Origin of the sequence: Pseudomonas sp. BE134 (genome assembly GCF_031456105.1) — a bacterium.
GTDB lineage: Bacteria > Pseudomonadota > Gammaproteobacteria > Pseudomonadales > Pseudomonadaceae > Aquipseudomonas.
In genome coordinates this window covers 64,681-84,076 of record NZ_JAVDUA010000002.1, presented here as the reverse complement: position 1 = coordinate 84,076, position 19,396 = coordinate 64,681, and the positions used below count along the sequence as shown (strand labels likewise).

Annotated in this window: 17 protein-coding genes; 4 read left to right on the top strand and 13 right to left on the bottom strand. The window is 58.7% G+C overall.

The features are described from left to right. Nucleotides 1-8: 8 nt before the first annotated feature. From ilvD to J2Y56_RS02430, 5 genes are all read right to left on the bottom strand, one after another. The gene (gene ilvD, locus J2Y56_RS02450; protein ID WP_007945541.1) at nt 9-1,850 is read right to left on the bottom strand and encodes a dihydroxy-acid dehydratase; all 1,842 of its coding nucleotides are present in this window, start codon (nt 1,848-1,850) and stop codon (nt 9-11) included. A gap of 258 nt (nt 1,851-2,108) precedes the next feature. Then, nucleotides 2,109-3,320, bottom strand: coding sequence for a multidrug effflux MFS transporter (locus tag J2Y56_RS02445; RefSeq protein ID WP_310348472.1), 1,212 nt, complete (start codon nt 3,318-3,320; stop codon nt 2,109-2,111). Then, nucleotides 3,313-4,290 (bottom strand): diiron oxygenase, encoded by a 978-nt coding sequence (locus tag J2Y56_RS02440; RefSeq protein WP_007945537.1) that lies wholly within the window; start codon nt 4,288-4,290, stop codon nt 3,313-3,315. Before J2Y56_RS02440 ends, J2Y56_RS02445 begins: the two co-directional genes overlap by 8 nt. Continuing rightward, nucleotides 4,287-5,366, bottom strand: coding sequence for a SagB family peptide dehydrogenase (locus J2Y56_RS02435; RefSeq protein ID WP_007945536.1), 1,080 nt, complete (start codon nt 5,364-5,366; stop codon nt 4,287-4,289). The genes J2Y56_RS02440 and J2Y56_RS02435 overlap by 4 nt, the downstream gene beginning before the upstream one ends. A gap of 424 nt (nt 5,367-5,790) precedes the next feature. Next, nucleotides 5,791-6,987, bottom strand: coding sequence for a class I SAM-dependent rRNA methyltransferase (locus J2Y56_RS02430; protein WP_007945535.1), 1,197 nt, complete (start codon nt 6,985-6,987; stop codon nt 5,791-5,793). Nucleotides 6,988-7,217: 230 nt separating this feature from the next. Here J2Y56_RS02430 and J2Y56_RS02425 point away from each other — a divergent pair, with 230 nt between their 5' ends. Beyond that, nucleotides 7,218-8,033 carry an HDOD domain-containing protein gene (locus J2Y56_RS02425; RefSeq protein ID WP_177323427.1) on the top strand — a complete coding sequence of 272 codons (816 nt, stop codon included), beginning with the start codon at nt 7,218-7,220 and terminating at the stop codon, nt 8,031-8,033. 28 nt (nt 8,034-8,061) lie between these two features. After that, nucleotides 8,062-8,874, top strand: a complete 813-nt coding sequence (mutM, locus tag J2Y56_RS02420; RefSeq protein ID WP_310348468.1) for a bifunctional DNA-formamidopyrimidine glycosylase/DNA-(apurinic or apyrimidinic site) lyase — start codon at nt 8,062-8,064, stop codon at nt 8,872-8,874. A 122-nt stretch (nt 8,875-8,996) separates the two neighbouring features. Here mutM and J2Y56_RS02415 read toward each other — a convergent pair whose 3' ends face one another. The 5 genes from J2Y56_RS02415 to J2Y56_RS02395 all read right to left on the bottom strand — a co-directional run bounded on the left by J2Y56_RS02415 (nt 8,997) and on the right by J2Y56_RS02395 (nt 13,707). After that, complete coding sequence (locus J2Y56_RS02415) at nt 8,997-9,248, bottom strand: YfhL family 4Fe-4S dicluster ferredoxin (protein ID WP_007945532.1); 252 nt, start codon at nt 9,246-9,248, stop codon at nt 8,997-8,999. Nucleotides 9,249-9,387: 139 nt separating this feature from the next. Beyond that, nucleotides 9,388-9,867 carry a pantetheine-phosphate adenylyltransferase gene (coaD, locus tag J2Y56_RS02410; RefSeq protein ID WP_007945531.1) on the bottom strand — a complete coding sequence of 160 codons (480 nt, stop codon included), beginning with the start codon at nt 9,865-9,867 and terminating at the stop codon, nt 9,388-9,390. Nucleotides 9,868-9,982: 115 nt separating this feature from the next. After that, a complete protein-coding gene (locus J2Y56_RS02405; protein ID WP_310348465.1) occupies nt 9,983-11,578 on the bottom strand; it encodes a GMC family oxidoreductase in 1,596 nt (531 codons plus the stop codon). A 124-nt stretch (nt 11,579-11,702) separates the two neighbouring features. After that, nucleotides 11,703-12,248, bottom strand: a complete 546-nt coding sequence (locus tag J2Y56_RS02400) for a hypothetical protein (protein ID WP_007945528.1) — start codon at nt 12,246-12,248, stop codon at nt 11,703-11,705. 28 nt (nt 12,249-12,276) lie between these two features. Further along, a complete protein-coding gene (locus J2Y56_RS02395) occupies nt 12,277-13,707 on the bottom strand; it encodes a coniferyl aldehyde dehydrogenase (RefSeq protein ID WP_310333461.1) in 1,431 nt (476 codons plus the stop codon). Nucleotides 13,708-13,853: 146 nt separating this feature from the next. Here J2Y56_RS02395 and J2Y56_RS02390 point away from each other — a divergent pair, with 146 nt between their 5' ends. Together J2Y56_RS02390 and J2Y56_RS02385 are read left to right on the top strand one after the other, a co-directional pair. After that, a complete protein-coding gene (locus tag J2Y56_RS02390; RefSeq protein ID WP_007945526.1) occupies nt 13,854-14,525 on the top strand; it encodes a TetR/AcrR family transcriptional regulator in 672 nt (223 codons plus the stop codon). 33 nt (nt 14,526-14,558) lie between these two features. Beyond that, a complete protein-coding gene (locus tag J2Y56_RS02385) occupies nt 14,559-15,413 on the top strand; it encodes a sulfurtransferase (RefSeq protein ID WP_007945525.1) in 855 nt (284 codons plus the stop codon). A 62-nt stretch (nt 15,414-15,475) separates the two neighbouring features. Here the strand turns inward: J2Y56_RS02385 and J2Y56_RS02380 are convergent, their stop codons facing one another. The 3 genes from J2Y56_RS02380 to J2Y56_RS02370 form a co-directional block, all read right to left on the bottom strand. Next, nucleotides 15,476-16,474, bottom strand: a complete 999-nt coding sequence (locus J2Y56_RS02380; protein ID WP_007945524.1) for a hydrolase — start codon at nt 16,472-16,474, stop codon at nt 15,476-15,478. A gap of 74 nt (nt 16,475-16,548) precedes the next feature. Continuing rightward, the gene (locus J2Y56_RS02375; protein WP_310348460.1) at nt 16,549-18,027 is read right to left on the bottom strand and encodes a pitrilysin family protein; all 1,479 of its coding nucleotides are present in this window, start codon (nt 18,025-18,027) and stop codon (nt 16,549-16,551) included. Further along, entirely contained in the window at nt 18,024-19,361 is a 1,338-nt protein-coding gene (locus J2Y56_RS02370) for a pitrilysin family protein (RefSeq protein WP_310348458.1), read from the bottom strand. Before J2Y56_RS02370 ends, J2Y56_RS02375 begins: the two co-directional genes overlap by 4 nt. Nucleotides 19,362-19,396: the final 35 nt, after the last annotated feature.

Sequence of the window (19,396 nt, the reverse complement as noted above, 5' to 3'; positions counted from 1 at the left end):
ATTGACGCTTACAGCCCGTCGAGCATCGCCTTGTTACGCACCGCACCCTTGTCGGCGCTGGTCGCCAGCAGGGCGTAGGCTTTCAGTGCGGTGGTCACCTTGCGTGGACGTTTTTCCACGGGCTTCCAGCCTTTCTGATCCTGCTCGGCACGGCGCCCAGCCATTTCTTCGTCGCTGATCAACAGGTTGATCGAGCGGTTCGGAATGTCGATCAGCACTTTGTCGCCGTCCTGCACCAGACCAATTGCGCCGCCAGCCGCTGCTTCTGGCGAAGCGTGGCCGATGGACAAGCCCGAGGTGCCGCCGGAGAAACGGCCGTCGGTGAGCAGGGCGCAGGCTTTGCCCAGGCCTTTGGATTTCAGGTAGGAAGTCGGGTACAGCATTTCCTGCATGCCCGGGCCGCCTTTCGGGCCTTCGTAACGAATGATCACGATGTCGCCGGCCTTCACTTCGTCAGCAAGGATGCCGCGCACGGCGCTGTCCTGACTTTCGAAGATCTTCGCGTTGCCTTCGAAGACGTGGATCGATTCGTCGACGCCCGCGGTTTTCACCACACAGCCATCCAGCGCGATGTTGCCGTAGAGAACGGCCAGGCCGCCTTCTTTCGAGTAAGCGTGCTCGACACTGCGGATGCAGCCGTTTTCACGGTCGTCGTCCAGGGTTTCCCAACGGGTCGACTGGCTGAACGCGGTTTGCGTCGGAATGCCTGCCGGGCCGGCCTTGAAGAAGTGATGCACGGCTTCGTCGTCGGTCTGGGTGATGTCCCACTTGGCGATGCCCTCGGCCAGCGTCTTGCTGTGCACAGTCGGCAGGTCGGTGTGCAGCAGGCCGCCACGGGCCAGCGAGCCGAGGATGCTGAAGATCCCGCCGGCACGGTGCACGTCTTCCATGTGGTACTTCTGGATGTTCGGCGCGACTTTGCACAGTTGCGGTACGTGACGGGACAGACGGTCGATGTCGCGCAGGTCGAAATCGATCTCGGCTTCCTGGGCCGCGGCCAGCAAGTGCAGGATGGTGTTGGTGGAGCCGCCCATGGCAATGTCCAGCGTCATGGCGTTTTCGAACGCCTTGAAGTTGGCAATGTTGCGCGGCAGTACCGACTCGTCGTTTTCGCCGTAGTAACGCTTGCACAGCTCGACAATGGTGCGCCCGGCTTGCAGGAACAATTGCTCGCGGTCGCTGTGGGTGGCCAGGGTCGAACCGTTGCCCGGCAATGCCAGGCCCAGGGCCTCGACCAGGCAGTTCATCGAGTTGGCGGTGAACATGCCGGAGCACGAACCGCACGTCGGGCACGCGCTGCGCTCGTACTCAGCAACTTTCTCGTCAGAAGCGCTGGAGTCGGCGGCGATCACCATGGCGTCGACGAGGTCGAGACCGTGGCTGGCCAGTTTGGTCTTGCCGGCTTCCATCGGGCCGCCGGAGACGAAGATCACCGGGATGTTCAGGCGCAGGGACGCCATCAACATGCCAGGGGTGATCTTGTCGCAGTTGGAGATACAGACAATGGCGTCGGCGCAGTGGGCGTTGACCATGTACTCGACGGAGTCGGCGATGATTTCGCGACTCGGCAGCGAATACAGCATGCCGTCGTGGCCCATGGCAATGCCGTCATCCACTGCGATGGTGTTGAATTCTTTGGCAACACCACCGGCGCGTTCGATTTCGCGGGCGACTAGTTGGCCCAGGTCCTTGAGGTGGACGTGGCCCGGTACGAACTGGGTGAACGAGTTGGCAATGGCGATGATCGGCTTTTTGAAGTCGTCATCTTTCATCCCCGTGGCGCGCCACAGTGCGCGGGCACCGGCCATGTTGCGGCCGTGGGTGGATGTTTTCGAGCGGTAATCAGGCATGAAGCACTCCGGGCGGCTAATCAGGTATCAAAAGGGAAGTGAGCTTCTATTGACGTCTGGAACACTCAGAAATGGCCGTGTGTCCGGAAGTTGCCGATAACTTTGCGGGATCGCCGCGCGCTTCAGCTTGAGCTCATAAACCCGCCGGGGGATGACTGGCGATGAATGTCGCGATTCTACACGGCTGGCGTCAGGAGGGAATGCCGGGAAGCGTTGATCCAGTGCAGACGGAGCGTGCGGAATGACGACTGGCACGTTTCACCCGGTACTGAGTGCCTGTTGAGTCTTGTGATTGATCACTGCGTTCACTCCAAGCCCGGCAATGCTCAGTGTCAGAAAGCCCAGAGCCAGAGTCGTGGTCAGGTTTTCGGGCATCAGATTGATTACCGAGCTGGTTACACCGCCGAACATGAAAATCAGCATGCCCCCGACCGAGGTGGAGGCCCCGGCATTTTCCGGGTAGAAACTCATGGCTTTGGAGTTGGCGATTGGCCTGGCAATGGTGGTGCCGATGGTGCAAATCAGCATGGAGATCAACACCGTCGCCGCAGAAAGACCGAACTGGCGATTCAGCCACAGCATCACCCCGCCTGAAACCGCAATCAGGCCCAGGCCGATAATGATCTGGGTGTTGGCTTGCAGGTATCGATGTAGCACGCTGGCTAATACTCCGCCGAATACATAGGCCACGCCATACAGCAACAATGTCCAGGCGAACTCATACGGCGAAAGCGCCAGACGTTCCATGAAAATGATGGGCGAAGTAACGATGAACGAAAAATGACAGGCGAAGCCCAGGGCCGAAATCAACCAGTAGCCCATGAAGCGTACATCCGAACACAGGCGCCAATAAGCACTGAAAAATCCCTTGTGTAGCGCTCTGTGGGCAGACGGGATTTCCTTGATTAGCCGGTAGGCGCCTAGCCAGGCAATAACCGCCAGTGCAATGAATACATAAAAACTGCCTTGCCAGCCAAAGCACGATTGCAGCCAGGTTCCCAGAAGTGGCGAAATTGAAATGAACACTCCGCCAGCCGTCACCATCCAGATCCTGATGCGCTCGCGTTCTCGACCGGCAAAAAGGTCTTGTATCAGCGCCTGTGACAATGAAAATGATCCGCAGCCAATCGCCTGAATCACGCGGAAGAACAAAAACCAGCGGTAGTCGCTGGCGACCATGCAACCAGTCGCTCCAATTGTCGCGATAGCAATGCCTCCCAGCAGCAGCTTCTTGCGGCCCCATCTATCCGACAATGGCCCGACCAGCACCACAGCCAATGCCAGACCGATGACGAACACGCTGACAGACAGGGCAATTGCGGATGGCGAGGTCTGAAAGTAGTCAGCCAGATCGGGAAAAGACGGCAGTACCACATCGAGGGGGAAAACCCCAAGCAGCGTCATGGTCATCAACAGAATGAACATGGTCCGATGTTTTTTACCATGGGCTGTATCGTTTCCTTCATTCATCGAATAGCCCTGCCTTGGTGAAGAGTTGCCGGTTGAAAGGCAGATCGAAAAACCCGGATTTGTTCAGGGCGCTCAGCGTGGCGCTGGCGCCCGAACGGGCGCGTTGCAAGCAGGCTTGTGCGTCCGATAGCCCTTCGATGATGTCCGCGCAGGCTGACTCCCTGAGGCCGACGCTGCGAAAGCTTGCCCGCAGCCAACGCTCATCAACCTCAAAGAACACCCGAATGATCTCTGGCAACAGTCCGGCGCAGAACAGGCGTTGTGCGCTGTTCAGGTGTAGCCATAGATGGTGGAAGACTTCGGAAAAATAGCGACTGTGCCGTGCCTCGTCGGCGAGGTGGTCCCTGAGCATTTCCTGAACGCCGCACACCAACGCGTCACGACAGATGTCGAGCAGATCCTTGGCGATGATCGTCTCGGAAACGAAACCGGTGAGAAACCAGGCCAGTGGCTTGTACCTGTCGGGTGTGCGGTCGAGCAGGGTGTTCAGTCGGGTGATTCGCTGCGGCATGACCGGTCGATCGACCAAGCCGTAGTGAGCTACAACCTGTTCGGCGAGGTTATTGGAAAACAAGGCGTGATACCCCTCGTCGGTGTACAGCTGCAGCGCGGCCTTTTTCATGCGTTGGGGTACGCACACGCCGAGTTCGCCATGGACGATGGTTTCGACAGATCGGTTGACGATGCGGTGTTCGAGCAAGGTGGTGTAGTCGAGGAAATACACCAGATGATTGGCCGACAGGCGATGCGAGATTGCCCGACCGGCTTCTTTGACTGCCGGGTGATTCAGATACGGCAGGAAGGCTGGTGGAAACCAGTGTCGGGTTTCCAGCTGCTGTTCAACATCCTGCGGTAATACATAGGTGTGCCTGCTGGTTCGCACGGCGGCCCGGTTATCCCAGTCGCCGAGGGTGAAACGCTCGGCCCAGCTGGCGGGAAGCGATGACTGGTCAATCAGTGGACCGGTCATGGTTGCGAGTCCTGAGGGCTCAGCAGCGCTTTGAGCTCCTTGCACATCACGTCGCCGTTGCTCTTGCCGCAACCGACAAAAAACAAAGGCTGTTCTGCGCTGTCATTGAGACCCAGCAGCGTTTCGACCTGATCGTCCGTCAGCGCACCGGTCAGCCAGGTGTTCAATCCGAGTGAGGTGGCCACCAACTGGAAGGTCTGGGAAATATGCCCGGCTTCAACGTAGGCCATTCGATAGGCGCGCGAGTGTTCATACTTCCACCACAGCTTGTCGAATCGACTGGTGATGAACAGCCCGACTGGCAAGTTATTGATGAAGTGTTGCCCGCACAGCAGTTGCCCCAACGGCCTGCTTGGCAGTGGGTTGACGAAGCTCAACGCATGTTCGGTGGGATGGTAGGCATAGAACCCGGGTTTCAGGCCGCTGACATTTTGTACAAGAAGGAACCCCTCACAGGCGTTCAACCCACCCCCGGATGGACTGGTACGCCGGGCGCCAAGTCCTTCGGCAACGCTTTCATCGACGTCATCTTCCCGTTCTCGCAAGTAGCCCAGGGACAAGTAGAGCAGTGTGCTGACCCCTTCAAGTGAGAGGGAATCCCCGGTGAAGGTTCGGCAGGTTTTCCGGTTGATCAGGGTATTTGCCAGAGAGCCTTGCGGCAGGCATGCAGGTTTCGGCAGCGTAATCAGTTCGCCTGCCAGGCTTTCCGCCAGTCGCGTGTCCGGGGTCGTTGTGGCCAGGACTTCGCTGCAATGGTTCAGATACTCTCTGGACCATTCATGAATATCTTGCGGGGTATGTTGGCAGGGGATGTTCTTGGTGCCGATATGGAATATTTTCGACAGGTCATCCCAGCCCCACTCAATTATAGGAGGTGTATATGTGGTGAGTATTCCTGCTTCAAGAAGTTGTATATCTATGCTGTTTCTATTATTGAATCTGTTCGGTTTGTTGATGAGTTCTGCAAGCCGGGTTGAATGCTCAAGGTCCAGTTCATACTGTTTATGATTTTTGTAATCCCAAACTATTAGACCAGGCGTGCGAGGAAGCATGAAGAGATAAGGGTTTATCTGCATGGTAGGCGGTTCACTCTGGGATTTTCCATAGAGAACGCTGGGTAGCCGGCACTCCCCAGCGCTTCATTTACTTAGCGGGCTTTGGGTGCAACCAGAAAAGCCAGGTTGGCGATGTTGTTAGCTTCCAGAGTAATTGCTTTCATGTTTGGAACTCCTTTTCGTTGATAGTGAGCGTCACTCCTGTGTGACAACTCAATCATAGTTGCTAATGAGTCCTTATCAAGGAGAGATTGAGTAGGAAAGTTCTAGTAATTTTGTCGGATCAATCGAGGGGCTGAATAAACTTTGTAAGGCATATTCTCTAAAATAAAAAACACAGAGAAATGTCCTGCAAGTCTCAAGGGCTGCAAGTGTAGGAAGTTTTGACATTGAATGTCGGATGATAGAACTGGGAGCCGATCGGCTCCCCGTCAAGCCGGCGTGATCAGCTGTTTGGCAGCAGGCGGCAGGTGATGCTTTTGATGTAGCGAGTCTCGGCGATGGCAGGGTGAACCGGGTGGTCCGGGCCCTGAGCGCCACGCTCCAGCAACTGGATATTGCGGTCCAGGTGGCGGGCGCTGGTCAGCAGGATGTTTTGCAGGTCGTCTTCGGGCAGGTGCATCGAGCACGAAGCGCTCACCAGGATGCCGTCCTTGCTGAGCAGGCGCATGGCTTGCTCATTCAGGCGACGGTAGGCGCCTTCACCGTTCTTCATGTCTTTCTTGCGTTTGATGAATGCCGGAGGGTCGGCCACGATCACGTCGAAACGTTCTTCGCTGGCTTTCAGCTCTTTCAGGGCTTCGAACACGTCGCCTTCGATGCAGGTCATTTTGTCGGCGAAACCGTTCAGCGCGGCGTTACGCTCGACGCCGTCGAGGGCGAACGCGGAAGCGTCGACGCAGAACACTTCACTGGCGCCAAACGCGGCGGCTTGCACACCCCAGCCACCGATATAGCTGTAGAGGTCCAATACGCGTTTGCCTTTGGCATACGGGGCCAGGCGTGCGCGGTTCATGCGGTGGTCGTAGAACCAGCCGGTTTTCTGGCCTTGCATGACGGGTGCTTCAAATTTGACGCCGTTTTCTTCCAGCGCCACCCACTCCGGCACCAGGCCGAACACGGTTTCGACGTAACGGTTGAGGCCTTCGGCATCACGGGCGGCGGAGTCATTCTTGAACAGAATGCCGCTTGGCTTGAGCACTTGGGTCAACGCGGCGATCACGTCTTCTTTATGGGCTTCCATGGTCGCCGAAGCGATCTGCACCACCAGGATGTCACCGAAACGGTCGACCACCAGGCCTGGCAGCAGGTCGGAGTCACCGTAGACCAGGCGATAGAACGGCTTGTCGAACAGGCGATCGCGCAGCGACAGGGCGACGTTGATGCGGTGAACGAGCAACGACTTGTCCAGCGGCAACTTGATGTCGCGCGACAACAGGCGGGCGCAGATCAGGTTGTTCGGGCTCATGGCAACGATGCCCAGCGGCTTGCCGCCAGCCGCTTCGAGGATCGCCTGGTCACCGGCCTTGAAACCGTGCAAAGGCGTGGCGGCTACATCGATTTCGTTGCTGTAGACCCACAAGTGGCCGTTTCGCAGGCGACGGTCGGCGTTGGCTTTAAGGCGCAGGCTAGGCAGGGACATGACGTCGCTCCGGAAAAAAGAGCGGGAGTATAGCGTGTTGCGCAAGGCCACGGTTTGGCGGATAGACATGCGGTGACAGCCGTGGGGATGGATGAAACTTCAGCAGATGTGTGGCCCAAGGTGTCGGATCCAACTTTTAGAAGCTAGAATCTGCGCCTGGCCCAGAGTGTGTACCTATGTCCCAAGAGCTGACGACCGAACAGATTCAACAGTCCCTGCAAGGCATCAGCGTGCCCGCCCAGCCGCAAATCATGGTGGATTTGCAGATGGAGCAGTACATGCCCGACCCGGACCTGGAAGTGATCGCGAAGCTGATCTCCCAAGACCCGGGCCTCTCTGGCGCGTTGCTGAAGATCGTCAACTCGCCGTATTACGGCTTGAGCAACAAGATCGCCTCGATCCAGCGTGCGGTGAATCTGCTGGGCAGCCGCTCAATCATCAACCTGATCAACGCGCAGTCGATCAAGGGCGAGATGAATGACGACACCATTGTCACTTTGAACCGTTTCTGGGACACGGCTCAAGACGTGGCGATGACCTGCCTGACCCTGGCCAAGCGCATTGGCGCTCAGGCCGGTGATGAAGCGTACGCCCTGGGGTTGTTCCACGATTGCGGTGTGCCGTTGATGCTTCAGCGTTTCCCCCAATACATGACGGTTCTGGAACAGGCGTATGCTAACGCCAGTGCCGAATGCCGGGTGGTGGACACCGAGAACCGGGCGTTCAATACCAACCATGCCGTGGTGGGATATTACACCGCCAAGTCCTGGCGCCTGCCGGATCATGTGACCGCCGCTATCGCCAATCACCATAACGCGTTGGCGATCTTCAGCGATGAGTCGTCGCGCAATGCCCAGCTCAAGAACCTGCTGGCGATTCTGAAGATGGCCGAACACATTTGTGCGTCCTATCGGGTATTGGGCAACCAGGCCGAAGATCACGAATGGAACAGCATCGGGCATCTGGTGCTCGATTATGTCGGCCTCTCGGACTATGACTTCGAGACGCTCAAGCAAACGATTCGTGACCTTGGCACTCATCGCTGAGCGTTGGATAGCCTGATTCGAGTGCCCCATGCCTGAACTGCCAGAAGTCGAAACCACCCGCCGCGGAATTGCGCCGCACCTGGAAGGCCAACGGGTCAGCCGGGTGATCGTACGGGACCGGCGCTTGCGCTGGCCGATTCCGGAAGACCTTGATGTGCGGCTTTCCGGACAGCGCATCGTGCTGGTGGAACGGCGTGCGAAGTACTTGTTGATCAATGCCGAAGTCGGCACGCTGATCAGCCATTTGGGCATGTCGGGGAATTTGCGGCTGGTGGAAGCCGGTCTGCCGGCGGCCAAGCATGAGCATGTAGACATCGAACTGGAGTCCGGCCTGGCGCTGCGCTACACCGACCCGCGTCGGTTTGGTGCGATGCTCTGGAGTCTCGACCCATATAACCACGAGTTGCTGATTCGCCTGGGACCGGAGCCGTTGACCGACCTGTTCGACGGCGAGCGCTTGTTCCAGCAGTCTCGCGGGCGCTCCATGGCGGTCAAGCCGTTCATCATGGATAACGCGGTGGTGGTGGGCGTCGGCAATATCTACGCGACCGAAGCGCTGTTCGCCGCCGGTATCGATCCGCGCCGCGAAGCCAAGAGCATTTCCCGGGCGCGTTATTTGAAACTGGCGATCGAGATCAAACGCATCCTGGCCGCTGCCATCGAGCGCGGCGGTACCACGTTGCGCGACTTTATCGGCGGTGACGGTCAGCCGGGTTACTTCCAGCAGGAACTGTTCGTGTACGGCCGAGGCCATCAGCCCTGCAAGGTCTGCGGCACAGACCTGCGGGATGTGAAACTCGGGCAGCGTGCGAGCGTCTTTTGTCCTCGCTGTCAGAGCTGAAGCGCGGTAACCAGTTAAATGTTCGGCGTGGCTGATGACGTCATCGCGAGCAGGCTCGCTCCCACATTGGGCTTGCGTCGTTCACAAATCCCCTGTGGGAGCTAAGACAGGCAGCAAAAATCTCAAGCCTTACCGGTAATCTTCCGGTACTTCTCCATCAACTCGTCTTCAGTCTCTGGATGCGCTTCGTCCAGTGGAATGCAATCCACCGGGCACACTTGCTGGCACTGAGGTTCGTCGTAGTGGCCGACACACTGCGTGCACAGGTTCGGGTCGATCACGTAGATCTCTTCGCCTTGGGAAATGGCGGCGTTCGGGCACTCGGGTTCGCAGACGTCGCAGTTGATGCAATCGTCGGTGATGATCAGGGACATGCTAACTCCAGCCAGGGCGGCAGGCCCGGGCGCAATAAACCAATGCGCACAATTGTGCCGCATTGGCGCCCGCAGTGCACGCGGGCGCGACGTTTTGCGGATCGCAGGCTACGCCAGCTCCTACAGACGGTGCCCGGCTTTATTTCTTAAAACGTTCGGTGAGGGCGTCGGCCACCGCAGGGTGGACGAACTTGGTGATATCGCCGCCAAGCGCTGCGATTTCACGGACCAGCGTCGAGGAAATGAACGAATAACGCTCGGACGGTGTGAGAAAAAGGCTTTCCACATCCGGCGCCAGCTGGCGGTTCATGTTGGCCAGCTGGAATTCGTATTCGAAGTCCGACACCGCGCGCAAACCACGCAAGAACACGTTGGCATTCTTCTCTTTGGCGAAGTGGGCGAGCAGCGTCGAGAAACCGACAACTTCAACGTTCGGCAGATGTTTAGTGACCTCGCGGGCCAGCTCCACACGTTGTTCCAGAGGAAACAGCGGGTTTTTCTTGGGGCTGGCGGCAACGGCAATGATGACATGATCGAACAGGCGCGCGGCGCGTTCGACCAAGTCGCCATGGCCCTTGGTAATAGGGTCGAAGGTACCTGGGTACAACACTCGGTTCATCGCGTCGTCCTGGCGGGAGTCCGTTGGGGAGTCGGATGGTATCGCAGCCTTCCCGGTCGGCCAAGTCGCCTGTTGGGTAAGAAAGCACTATAGACGATAAGAATATTCTCCCTTTTCATGGGTTTTTCAAACGTTCGGCCAGGGAAGTGGCCAGTTGCGCCGTCAGCCCATAGATCGACAGTTGCGGGTTTGCGCCAATGCTGGTGGGAAACAGCGAGCCATCATGGACCGACAGATTGCTGAGCTGGTGATGACGGCCGAGGCTGTCGGTGACGGCGTTTTTCGGGTCTTCACCCATCGCACAACCGCCCATCACGTGGGCGCTGCCCAAGCGTGTGCGGTACAACTCAAGGCTCAAGCCATCGATCAGCGTGCGCGCTTCGGCCAGGGTTTTCACGTAGCGAGCATCGGCGTGCATCGGCATCACCGCTTTGGCGCCACCGGCGAACTGGATCTCGGCCATGCTGTGGAAAGCTCGGCGCAAGCCGTCCCAGACATAGGGCGAGACTTGATAGTCGAGCACTGGCGTATTGTCGCTGCGCAGTTCGACGCTGCCGCCGGGGCTGTCGGGATGGAACCCGTCGCGCAGCAACGCGAGCATGGCGTGGGTGTGGGGCAGGTGCTCCATGTGCTGGGCGTTTTCCTTGCCGAAACCGCCGAGCAGGGTTGTCGCCAGTGCCGGGTGCAGCGGCGGGACTTCGAGTTTGTAGGCCATCTTGCCGGTAGCGCCGTCCTGCCATTGGAAATGGTCGGAATAGATTGACTGCGGCGCGCCGTAGAACGGGTTGATCACCTCGTCGAACAGCCCGGCGGACATGTTTACCAAATGCAGGAACGTGCGTTTGCCCAGGCGCTTGTGCGGATCCGGTGCATCAGAACGCAGGAGCAGCCCCGGGCTGTTGATCCCGCCGCCGGCCAGGACGTAATGGCGTGCCTTGACCGTGATCGTGCGGCCGGTCGGCGCGACGCAACGGTCGTCCATCGCCACGCAGTGCAAACCGGTGACTTTGCCGTCCTTGATCGACAGTTTTTCCGCGCGGGTCAGATACAACAGCTCGCCGCCTTTTTCCAGCGTTGCCGGAATGGTCGTGACCAGCATCGATTGCTTGGCGTTGGTCGGGCAGCCCATGCCGCAATAGCCGAGGTTCCAGCAACCGCGCACGTTGCGCGGGATGACGTGCCAGCTGTAGCCGAGTTTTTCACAGCCTTTGCGGATCACGTCGTTGTTGGCGTTGGGTGGCACCATCCACGGTGCGACGCCGAGACGTTGTTCCATTTTCTCGAACCACGGCGCCATTTCGGCTGGCGTGTGGCCTTTGACATCGTGCTCCTTGGCCCAGTGTTCGAGCGTCGGGGCTGGCGAGCGAAAGCTCGACGTCCAGTTGATCAGCGTGGTGCCGCCCACCGCCCGGCCCTGAAGGATGGTGATCGCGCCATCCTTGCTCATGCGCCCGATACCTTCCTGGTAGAGGCTGGAGTAGGCCTGGTCTTCGAGCATCTTGAAGTCGCTGCTGGTCTTGAGCGGGCCTTCTTCGATCAGCAGCACCTTGTAGCCGGCCGCGCTGAGGATTTCAGCCGTGGTGCCGCCGCCAGCGCCGCTGCCGATGATCGCCACGTCCGCTTCGAGGGTCAGGTCTTGGGTCAGTTGCGAGCCATTGTAGGTTTTCCAGCCACGGGACAGGCCTTCTCGGAACGGATCGGGTACAGGCATTCTCAGGTTCTCTAGTTGTTATTTTTGGAGTGTTCTTCCGGGCGCCATCGCGAGCAGGCTCGCTCCCACAGGGGGACGCGATCCCCTGTGGGAACGGGCTTACCCGCGATGGGTCGACTCGGTTTCAGACCGTAGGCGGTCCGGGATACCCGCAATGCACCCACGATTCGGCCCGGCTGTACCACGCCATCATCACCAGTTGCAGTAACGAGCTATGCCCCATGCGCAACAAGCTCAACGAGCTGTTTTCCCATCGATCAAGGAAGTGCCGGACTTCACTGGCGTTGGCGTTTTCCCAGCTACCCCAGATCCCGGTCAGCGGTCCGCGAGTCACGGCCATCCCCAGCACATCGAATAATTGCTGGGTCAGCTTGAGCATTTCCGGTGACAGGTGATTCAGGCTGTTATCCAGGCTGTGCAAGGTCTGGTCGACCGATGCCGGCATTTTCTCGGCCGCGACAGCGCCCTCGAGCATCACCGGGATCAGTGCGCGCAAAAACAGCAGGTCGCCGCTGCGCAGAATCGCGAAGCCGGTCGCCGGAGTGCTCGACGAGCAGCCGCTGAGGCTCGCGCCCAATCCGGCCGTGGCCAGAAATGCACTCGCGCCGAGGCTGAATTTCAGCAGGCCGCGCCGTGACAGCGCGGGTGTGTCGGTCAAGCTTGGGTTCATTATTGTTGTTACCCGGTGGTGATGATCGTTAGCGGATAAACAGCTTCTGGATCAGTTTCTGAATGGACTTTCCGTACGGCGGGTAGATCAGCTTCGATGCGTTAAAGCGCTGTTTGATCAACACACCTTTGGCCTTGCTGAAGGTCAGGAAGCCTTCGTGGCCGTGGTAATGGCCCATGCCCGAGGCGCCGATGCCACCAAACGGCATGTCGTCCTGAGCGACGTGCAGCAGGGTGTCATTGAGGCAGACACCCCCGGAATGGGTTTCGTGGAGCACGCGGTTCTGTTCGCGCTTGTCGTAGCCGAAGTAATACAGCGCCAGTGGGCGAGGGCGTTGGTTGATGTAGGCAAACGCCTCGTCCAGATTCTTGTACGGCACGATGGGCAGCAGGGGGCCGAAGATTTCGTCCTGCATCACCGTCATGTCGTCGGTGACGTTGAGCAGCAGGCTGTGACTCATGCGCCGGCCCTGGCCCTGATCGAACAGCGGAATCAACTGCGCACCTTTGCTGGTGGCATCGCTGATGTAGCCGTTGAGACGCGCCAGTTGCCGCTCGTTGATGATGGCGGTGTAGTCCGGGTTGTCAGTAAGTGTCGGATAAAAACCGCGAATCACCTGGCGATAAGCGTCGATGAAACCGTCCACACGGTCTTGCGGCACCAGTACGTAATCCGGGGCTACGCAGGTTTGCCCGGCGTTCAGGGTTTTGCCGAAGGCGATACGTTCGGCGGCGTCTTTGAGTGGCACATCCTGGGACACGATGGCCGGGGACTTGCCGCCGAGTTCGAGGGTCACCGGGGTGAGGTTCTCGGCCGCCGCACGCATCACGTGTTTGCCGATGCTGGTGGCACCGGTGAACAGCAGATGATCGAAAGGCAGGCGAGAGAACGCTACGCCGACATCGGCTTCTCCCAATACGACGCAGACCAGGTCTTGAGGGAAGACCCGCGCGAGCAGCTCCTTGAGCAGTAAACCGGTGGCCGGGGTTGATTCGCTGAGCTTGAGCATCACCCGATTACCGGCCGACAGCGCACCCACCAACGGGCCGATGGCCAGGTACAGCGGATAGTTCCAGGGCACGATCACGCCGACCACGCCCAACGGTTGGTAGACAACTTTGGCCGCCGCCGGCTGAAAAGCGATGCCCACCTTGCGCCGCGAGTCCTTCATCCAGCCTTTGAGGCGCTGGCTGGCGTAATGAATGCCGTGCAGGCTGGGCATTATTTCGGCGAGCAGGGTTTCATCGGCGCTGCGGTGGCTGAAATCCTGGCTGATCGCCTCGATCAACGCCTGACGTTCACTGTTCAACAGGTCGCGCAATGCTTTGAGCCATTGCTGGCGCTGGGCGGCCGGCGGCATCGGGTTGGCGGCGTAAGCGGCGCGTTGTGCGTCGAACAGCGTTTGCAGTTCTTCCAGAGGCTGATTCAGGTTCTGAAGGTAGGCGATGTCAGCAGTCATTGTCGGCTCCGGATTAGTTGTTATGAAGGCCTTTTTAGAGTCTATACTCTAGAAAGTCAAATGGCATCCTGTAACAGCGTTGTTTTATCCGCTCGTCGATAGGTCGTAAGATGCCCCTCATCGCACTCTGAATTTAAGCTCAAGCCATGGCCCCTCGGATCAAAACCAGCGAGCGCATCGTGCAGAACAGCCTGGAGCTGTTCAATCAGCAAGGTGAGCGCAGTATCAGCACCAACCACATTGCTGCCCATATGGAAATTTCCCCAGGCAACCTGTACTACCACTTCCCTAACAAGCAGGCGATCATCGCCGTGCTGTTCAGTGAGTACGAAAGCCTGGTGGACAGCTTCCTGCGCCCACCTCAGGGGCGTGCGTCCACGGTGGACGACAAGCGCTTCTACCTTCAGGAACTGCTGGCGGCCATGTGGCGCTACCGGTTTTTGCACCGTGATCTCGAACACTTGCTCGACAGCGATCCGGAACTCGCCGCCCGTTATCGGCGGTTTTCCCAGCGTTGCCTGATCCATGGCACGCACATCTACGCGGCTTTCGTCGAAGCCGGCATCCTGCAAATGGACAAGGTGCAGATTGAGTCCCTGACGCTCAACGCGTGGATCATCCTGACGTCCTGGGTGCGGTTTCTGTGCACCACGCGGGAAAACTCCAATCACCTGAGTGAACAAGCCATCAAACGGGGCGTGTATCAGGTGCTGGTGCTTGAGGCCGGTTTCGTGACGGATCAGTCTCGCGATGCAGTGAACGCGCTGTACGAAGAGTTTTACGTGCCGCTGGCCCAAGCCCTTGAAGAAGTGCAGTAGGATTAAAAACCGACTTAGTCACAGGAGCCCGCTATGCCCATTGCGCAACTGATCAGCCCGCAAGCACTGGACCTGAAAAAGGATGAGCCGGGATTGGTGATTCTGGATTGTCGTTTTGCCCTCGATGACCCGGATTATGGCCAGCGCAGCTATGCCGAAGGGCACATCGCCGGGTCGAAGTTTGCCGATCTTGAGCGTGATTTGAGTGGGCAGGTGGTCAAGGGCGTGACGGGGCGTCATCCGCTGCCTGACGCTGAAACGTTGATCGAACGCCTGCAAGCCTGGGGCATCAACGCTGATAGCGAGGTGGTTTTGTACGATGACGGCCCGGGTGCCTACCCGGCGCGGGCCTGGTGGTTGCTGGCGTGGCTGGGCAAGCGTGACGGCGTGTTTATTCTGGATGGCGGGCTCAAGGCCTGGCACGCGGCAGGTTTGCCGCTGAGTCTGGATGCGTGCGACAACAAACGCGGCACCTTCACCGGAACACCTGACAATGCGTTGATCTTGAGCGCCCAGCAGCTTCAGCAGCGTCTCGGCCAACCTGCGCTGACCTTGCTGGATGCCCGTGCCTTGCCGCGTTTCAAAGGTGAAGTGGAGCCGATCGATCCGATTGCCGGGCACATTCCGGGGGCGCAATGTGCGGCGTTTACCGACAACTTGGGGAGTGACGGGTGCTTCCTCCCGGCCGATCAGCTCAAGCAGCGATTTACCGCGAAACTCGGTGATCGTTCGCCGAGCGATCTGGTGGCGTATTGCGGTTCAGGTGTGACGGCTTGCCATAACCTGTTCGCTCTGTGCCTGGCGGGGTATCCGTTGGGTTCGTTGTATGCCGGGTCGTGGAGCGAGTGGATCAACGATCCTGCGCGTGGCATCGCCACCGGTGAGTAATTGCTAAACCCTGTGGGAGCTGGCTCGCTCCCACAGTCGTACCCATTTCTTGCCCTGATCGGCTACCTGTGCCCCACGGCGGCCAGCCACTGCGGGATGCGCCGTTCCAGGTAATAACCCGGTTGCCTGAACGAGCCATCGACGAAGCCGACATGCCCACCTTTGGTTTGTAACTCGAGTTGCGTGCAGGCAGACAGTTCGTCGGTTTGCGGCAGGCTGTGGGGGAAGACGAAGGGATCGTCCGCCGCCTGAATGATCAGGGTTGGTGTGCGAATCTCCCCCAGGAAATAACGGCTCGACGCGCGACGATAGTAATCCTCGGCATCGATAAAACCATTTAACGGTGCCGTGACCCGGCCATCGAAATCCCAGAAGGTGCGCATGTTTTCCAGCGAACCGAGCGCCGCCAACGCCGCCAGGCCCTCTTCGCGTCCGTCATGCTGGAACTGGCGTTGTTTGTTCTTGATGTAGGCGAGCATCTCGCGCATGAAATGCGCCTGGTAGACCCTGGAAAAACCCAGGCCGATACGATCGGCGCAGTGGTCGAGGCGAAACGGTACCGAGACGGCCACCGCACCGGCCACGCCACTGTCACTGCCTGATTCGCCCAGGTGCTTGAGCAAAATATTGCCACCCAGGGAATAGCCCACTACGTACAGCGGCGCTAACGGGCGTTTGGCCCGCAGGTGCCTGATGGCTTCGGCGAGGTCTTCACTGGCACCGGAATGGTAGCTGCGTGCCAACAGGTTCGGCTCGCCCGAACAGCCGCGCCAGTTCAGCGCGACACTGGCCCAGCCTTGGGCGGCGAGTGCCTTTTGCACACCGGCCACATAAGGTGAATTCGACGACCCCGTCAGCCCGTGCAGCACCAGCACCAACGGTGCCGTCGCGCTGTGTGGACCATGCCAGTCGAGGTCGAGAAAGTCGCCGTCATCGAGCCACAAGCGTTCACGCTCGCGTTCAATATGTGTGGTTTTGCGCCATAGCGGTCCCCACAAGGTTTGCAAGTGCGGGTTGCCCAGGCCAAAGGCCGGGGTGAAGCGTTCACTGGACTGGAGCACGATGTTTCTCTAAAGGGTAAAACTGTCGGTGACAGGGCTGATACGTTTGGCCCTGCCACCTGTTTCTAAAGAAACTAACTTGCCACAAACCCCGTCTCGGCGCGACACATGCTCTGTGGCACCTCACTGGCAGGCAGAGGCAAAGGCCGTTGCTCCACGGTCGGACCTACTGTCACGACCGACCATTGGTTCGCATCGAAGTGTTTGTTCAAGGCTCCTTTGATTTGTGCAACGGTCAACCCTTGGGCTTGCTCGACTGAGAAGTTCAGGTCAAGTGGCAAGTCGTTCTGGTTGATAGCGACCAGTCGGGAAAGAATCTGGGCGTTGCTGGCGCTGTTCAACGCGGTGCTGATGCGCAGCTGGCGCAGGGTGTCGTCGAGTTCCTGCTGGGTCGGACCCGTTTGCAAGTACTCGCGATACATTGACTGCACCAGCTTCACTGCGCCCTCGCTGAACTGTGGACTGGTTTTCAGGCTGATGACGGCAGCGCTGCCGCCCTTCCAAAAGGTCGACTGCAATTGCACGGCATAGGTCAGCCCGCGCTTCTCTCTGAGCTCCTTCATCAGTCGGGAAGATGGGTTTTGCCCACCGAAAATCATGTGGGCCACGGACAATGCCAAGTAATCGGGATGCTGTCGTGTCACACCCGTCTGCCCCAGCTGGATGTGCGTCTGGCTCAGGGGGTGCTCGATATGACGTGACTTCGTGTCGCCCTGTCGACGCGAGATCGGCATCGCTCCTGCCATTTCGGAGCCGGCGGGCAGCGCGTTGAAAACTTGCAGACTCATCGCTTGGGCTTGTTCCAGTGTCAGGTCCCCGACCAATGTGATTAATACGTTGGACGCGGTATAGGCTTGTCGATGGAACGCCTGGATCTGTTCCCGGGAGAGTGCGGCCACACTTTTTTCCGTACCGTAAATCGGTTGGGCGTACGGGTTTCCCGGCATCAGCAGCTCATTCATGGCGTGGGTGATTTGTGATGCGGGATCCTGCTGCTGGGTCTTGAGGATATGGGTCAGTTCTTTTTTGACGCTGGACAACGATTCGTCGGTCAGCAGGGGCTGGCCAAGTATCTGGGTAAACAGCAACAGTGCCGGATCACGCTTTTCTGTGGCCGCCAGGGTGCGTAGGGAAAATGAGGCCCGGTCCGGATCGATGCTCATACCGAGTTTTGCACCGAGGCTATCAAAGGTTTCCAGGATCGCTGGCAGGTCCTTGCCCGGCACGCCTTCATTGAGCAGGCTGAACGTTGCTGCCGCCAGGCCGGGGTGCACACCATCTTGCGTGCTGCCGGCAGGAAAACTCACATGCAGGTCGAGCATCGGCAGCTCAGGGGTGCGGATAAACAACACCTTACCGCCGAACAGCGATTTCCAGCCGTTGATTTTCAGGGGGCGAGAGGTTTTTGCCTGCTCGTCCAGCTCTGCCAGGGATTGCAGGCGTGGGGGTTGAACAACAGAGGTTTGCTGCGGTTCGGCGTCGGCGAACGCCAGGCTGCCTTGGAGGCCGGCCAGTGCTAATAACCATAGTGTCACCCAGGTGAACTTATTCATGGGTTTTTCTCCACGAGGACATGGGCGATGCTCAGGCGTTGGCGGGTCAGGTACGTCTGTGCGGCATGCTGAATGTCTGCCGGGGTCACCTGTTTCAGTTCATTGGCATCCTCGTCCACCAGTCGCCAGGACTGCCCGATACTCTCAAGCGCGCCGAGTTGATACCCCTGATTGGTGATGGAATCGCGGTCATAGATTTGCCGGGCGATCAGTCGGGTGCGGGCGCGTTCCAGTTCGACGCTGTCGGGCGGTGTGGCCTTGAGCTCGTCGAGCAGCGCCCAGATCCGCGCTTGTGCCTCATCAAGGTTGACGGTGCTTGGTGCGTTGAGTTGGGCGTTGAGGGTGAAAAGACTGTCGCCGCGATACAGCGGGTTGTAATTGGACGAAGTGCTGGAGAACAGCCTGTCGGTGAATTGCAGCTGTTTAGTCAGACGCCCGCTGTTCGAGCCGGCCAGCAAAGTGTCGAGTAGCCGCAACGCGTGCGCGGTGCGACGGTTTTCGGCGGTGGTCAGGCTCGGGACGTTGAACGACATTATCAATCGAGGCGCAGGTATCGCCTGGTGCAGGATGATTTTTCGCTCTCCGGGTTCAGCCAGTTCCAGCGACTTTCTTGTGGTGACAAAGGTCTTGGCGGGAAGTCCGCCGAAGTAACGCTCCGCGAGGGTCTTTACCTGTTCCAGTGTGACGTCACCGACAATGATGAGCGTGGCGTTTGCGGGTGCGTAGCGGGTCTGGTACCAATGATGCAGATCATCGACTTTGAGGCGCTGCAAGTCGTGCATCCAGCCGACGACCGGTGCGCCATAGCTGCTGGCAGGTAAGGCGATGCTCGTAAGACGTTCCTGTGCGGTCGCATTTGGCTCATCCTCGTACAACCTGCGCTCTTCCTGAATGACGGCCAGTTCCGGAATGAAATCCTCGGCGCGCAGGAGGGCGGTTGACATCATGTCGGCCATCAACTCGAAAGCGACGCCTAATTGATAGGGCTGTAAAGTCTGGTGATAGGTGGTCACATCCTTGTCGGTAAACGCGTTTTCCGACGCGCCAAGTCTGTTCAGTATGGCCGAAGCTTCGCCAGCGCAGACCTTGCTGCTGCCTTTGTAGAGCATGTGTTCCAGAGCGTGGGACAGTCCGGATTGCCCTGGCGGTTCATCGCTGGAGCCGACCTTGATCCAGAGTTGCGAGGTCACCACGGGCGCGCGATGGTCCTCGCGCACCACAACTTTCAGTCCGTTGTTCAACGTGAATTCGTGCGTCGGTTGTACGGGTTCGGCCAGTGCCGTGAAGGGCACTAACCAGGAAAAGAGCAGCAGCCTTCTGCGTGAGATATTCATCCGTGTCTATCCTCAGTGGTTTACGGGGATTGCGT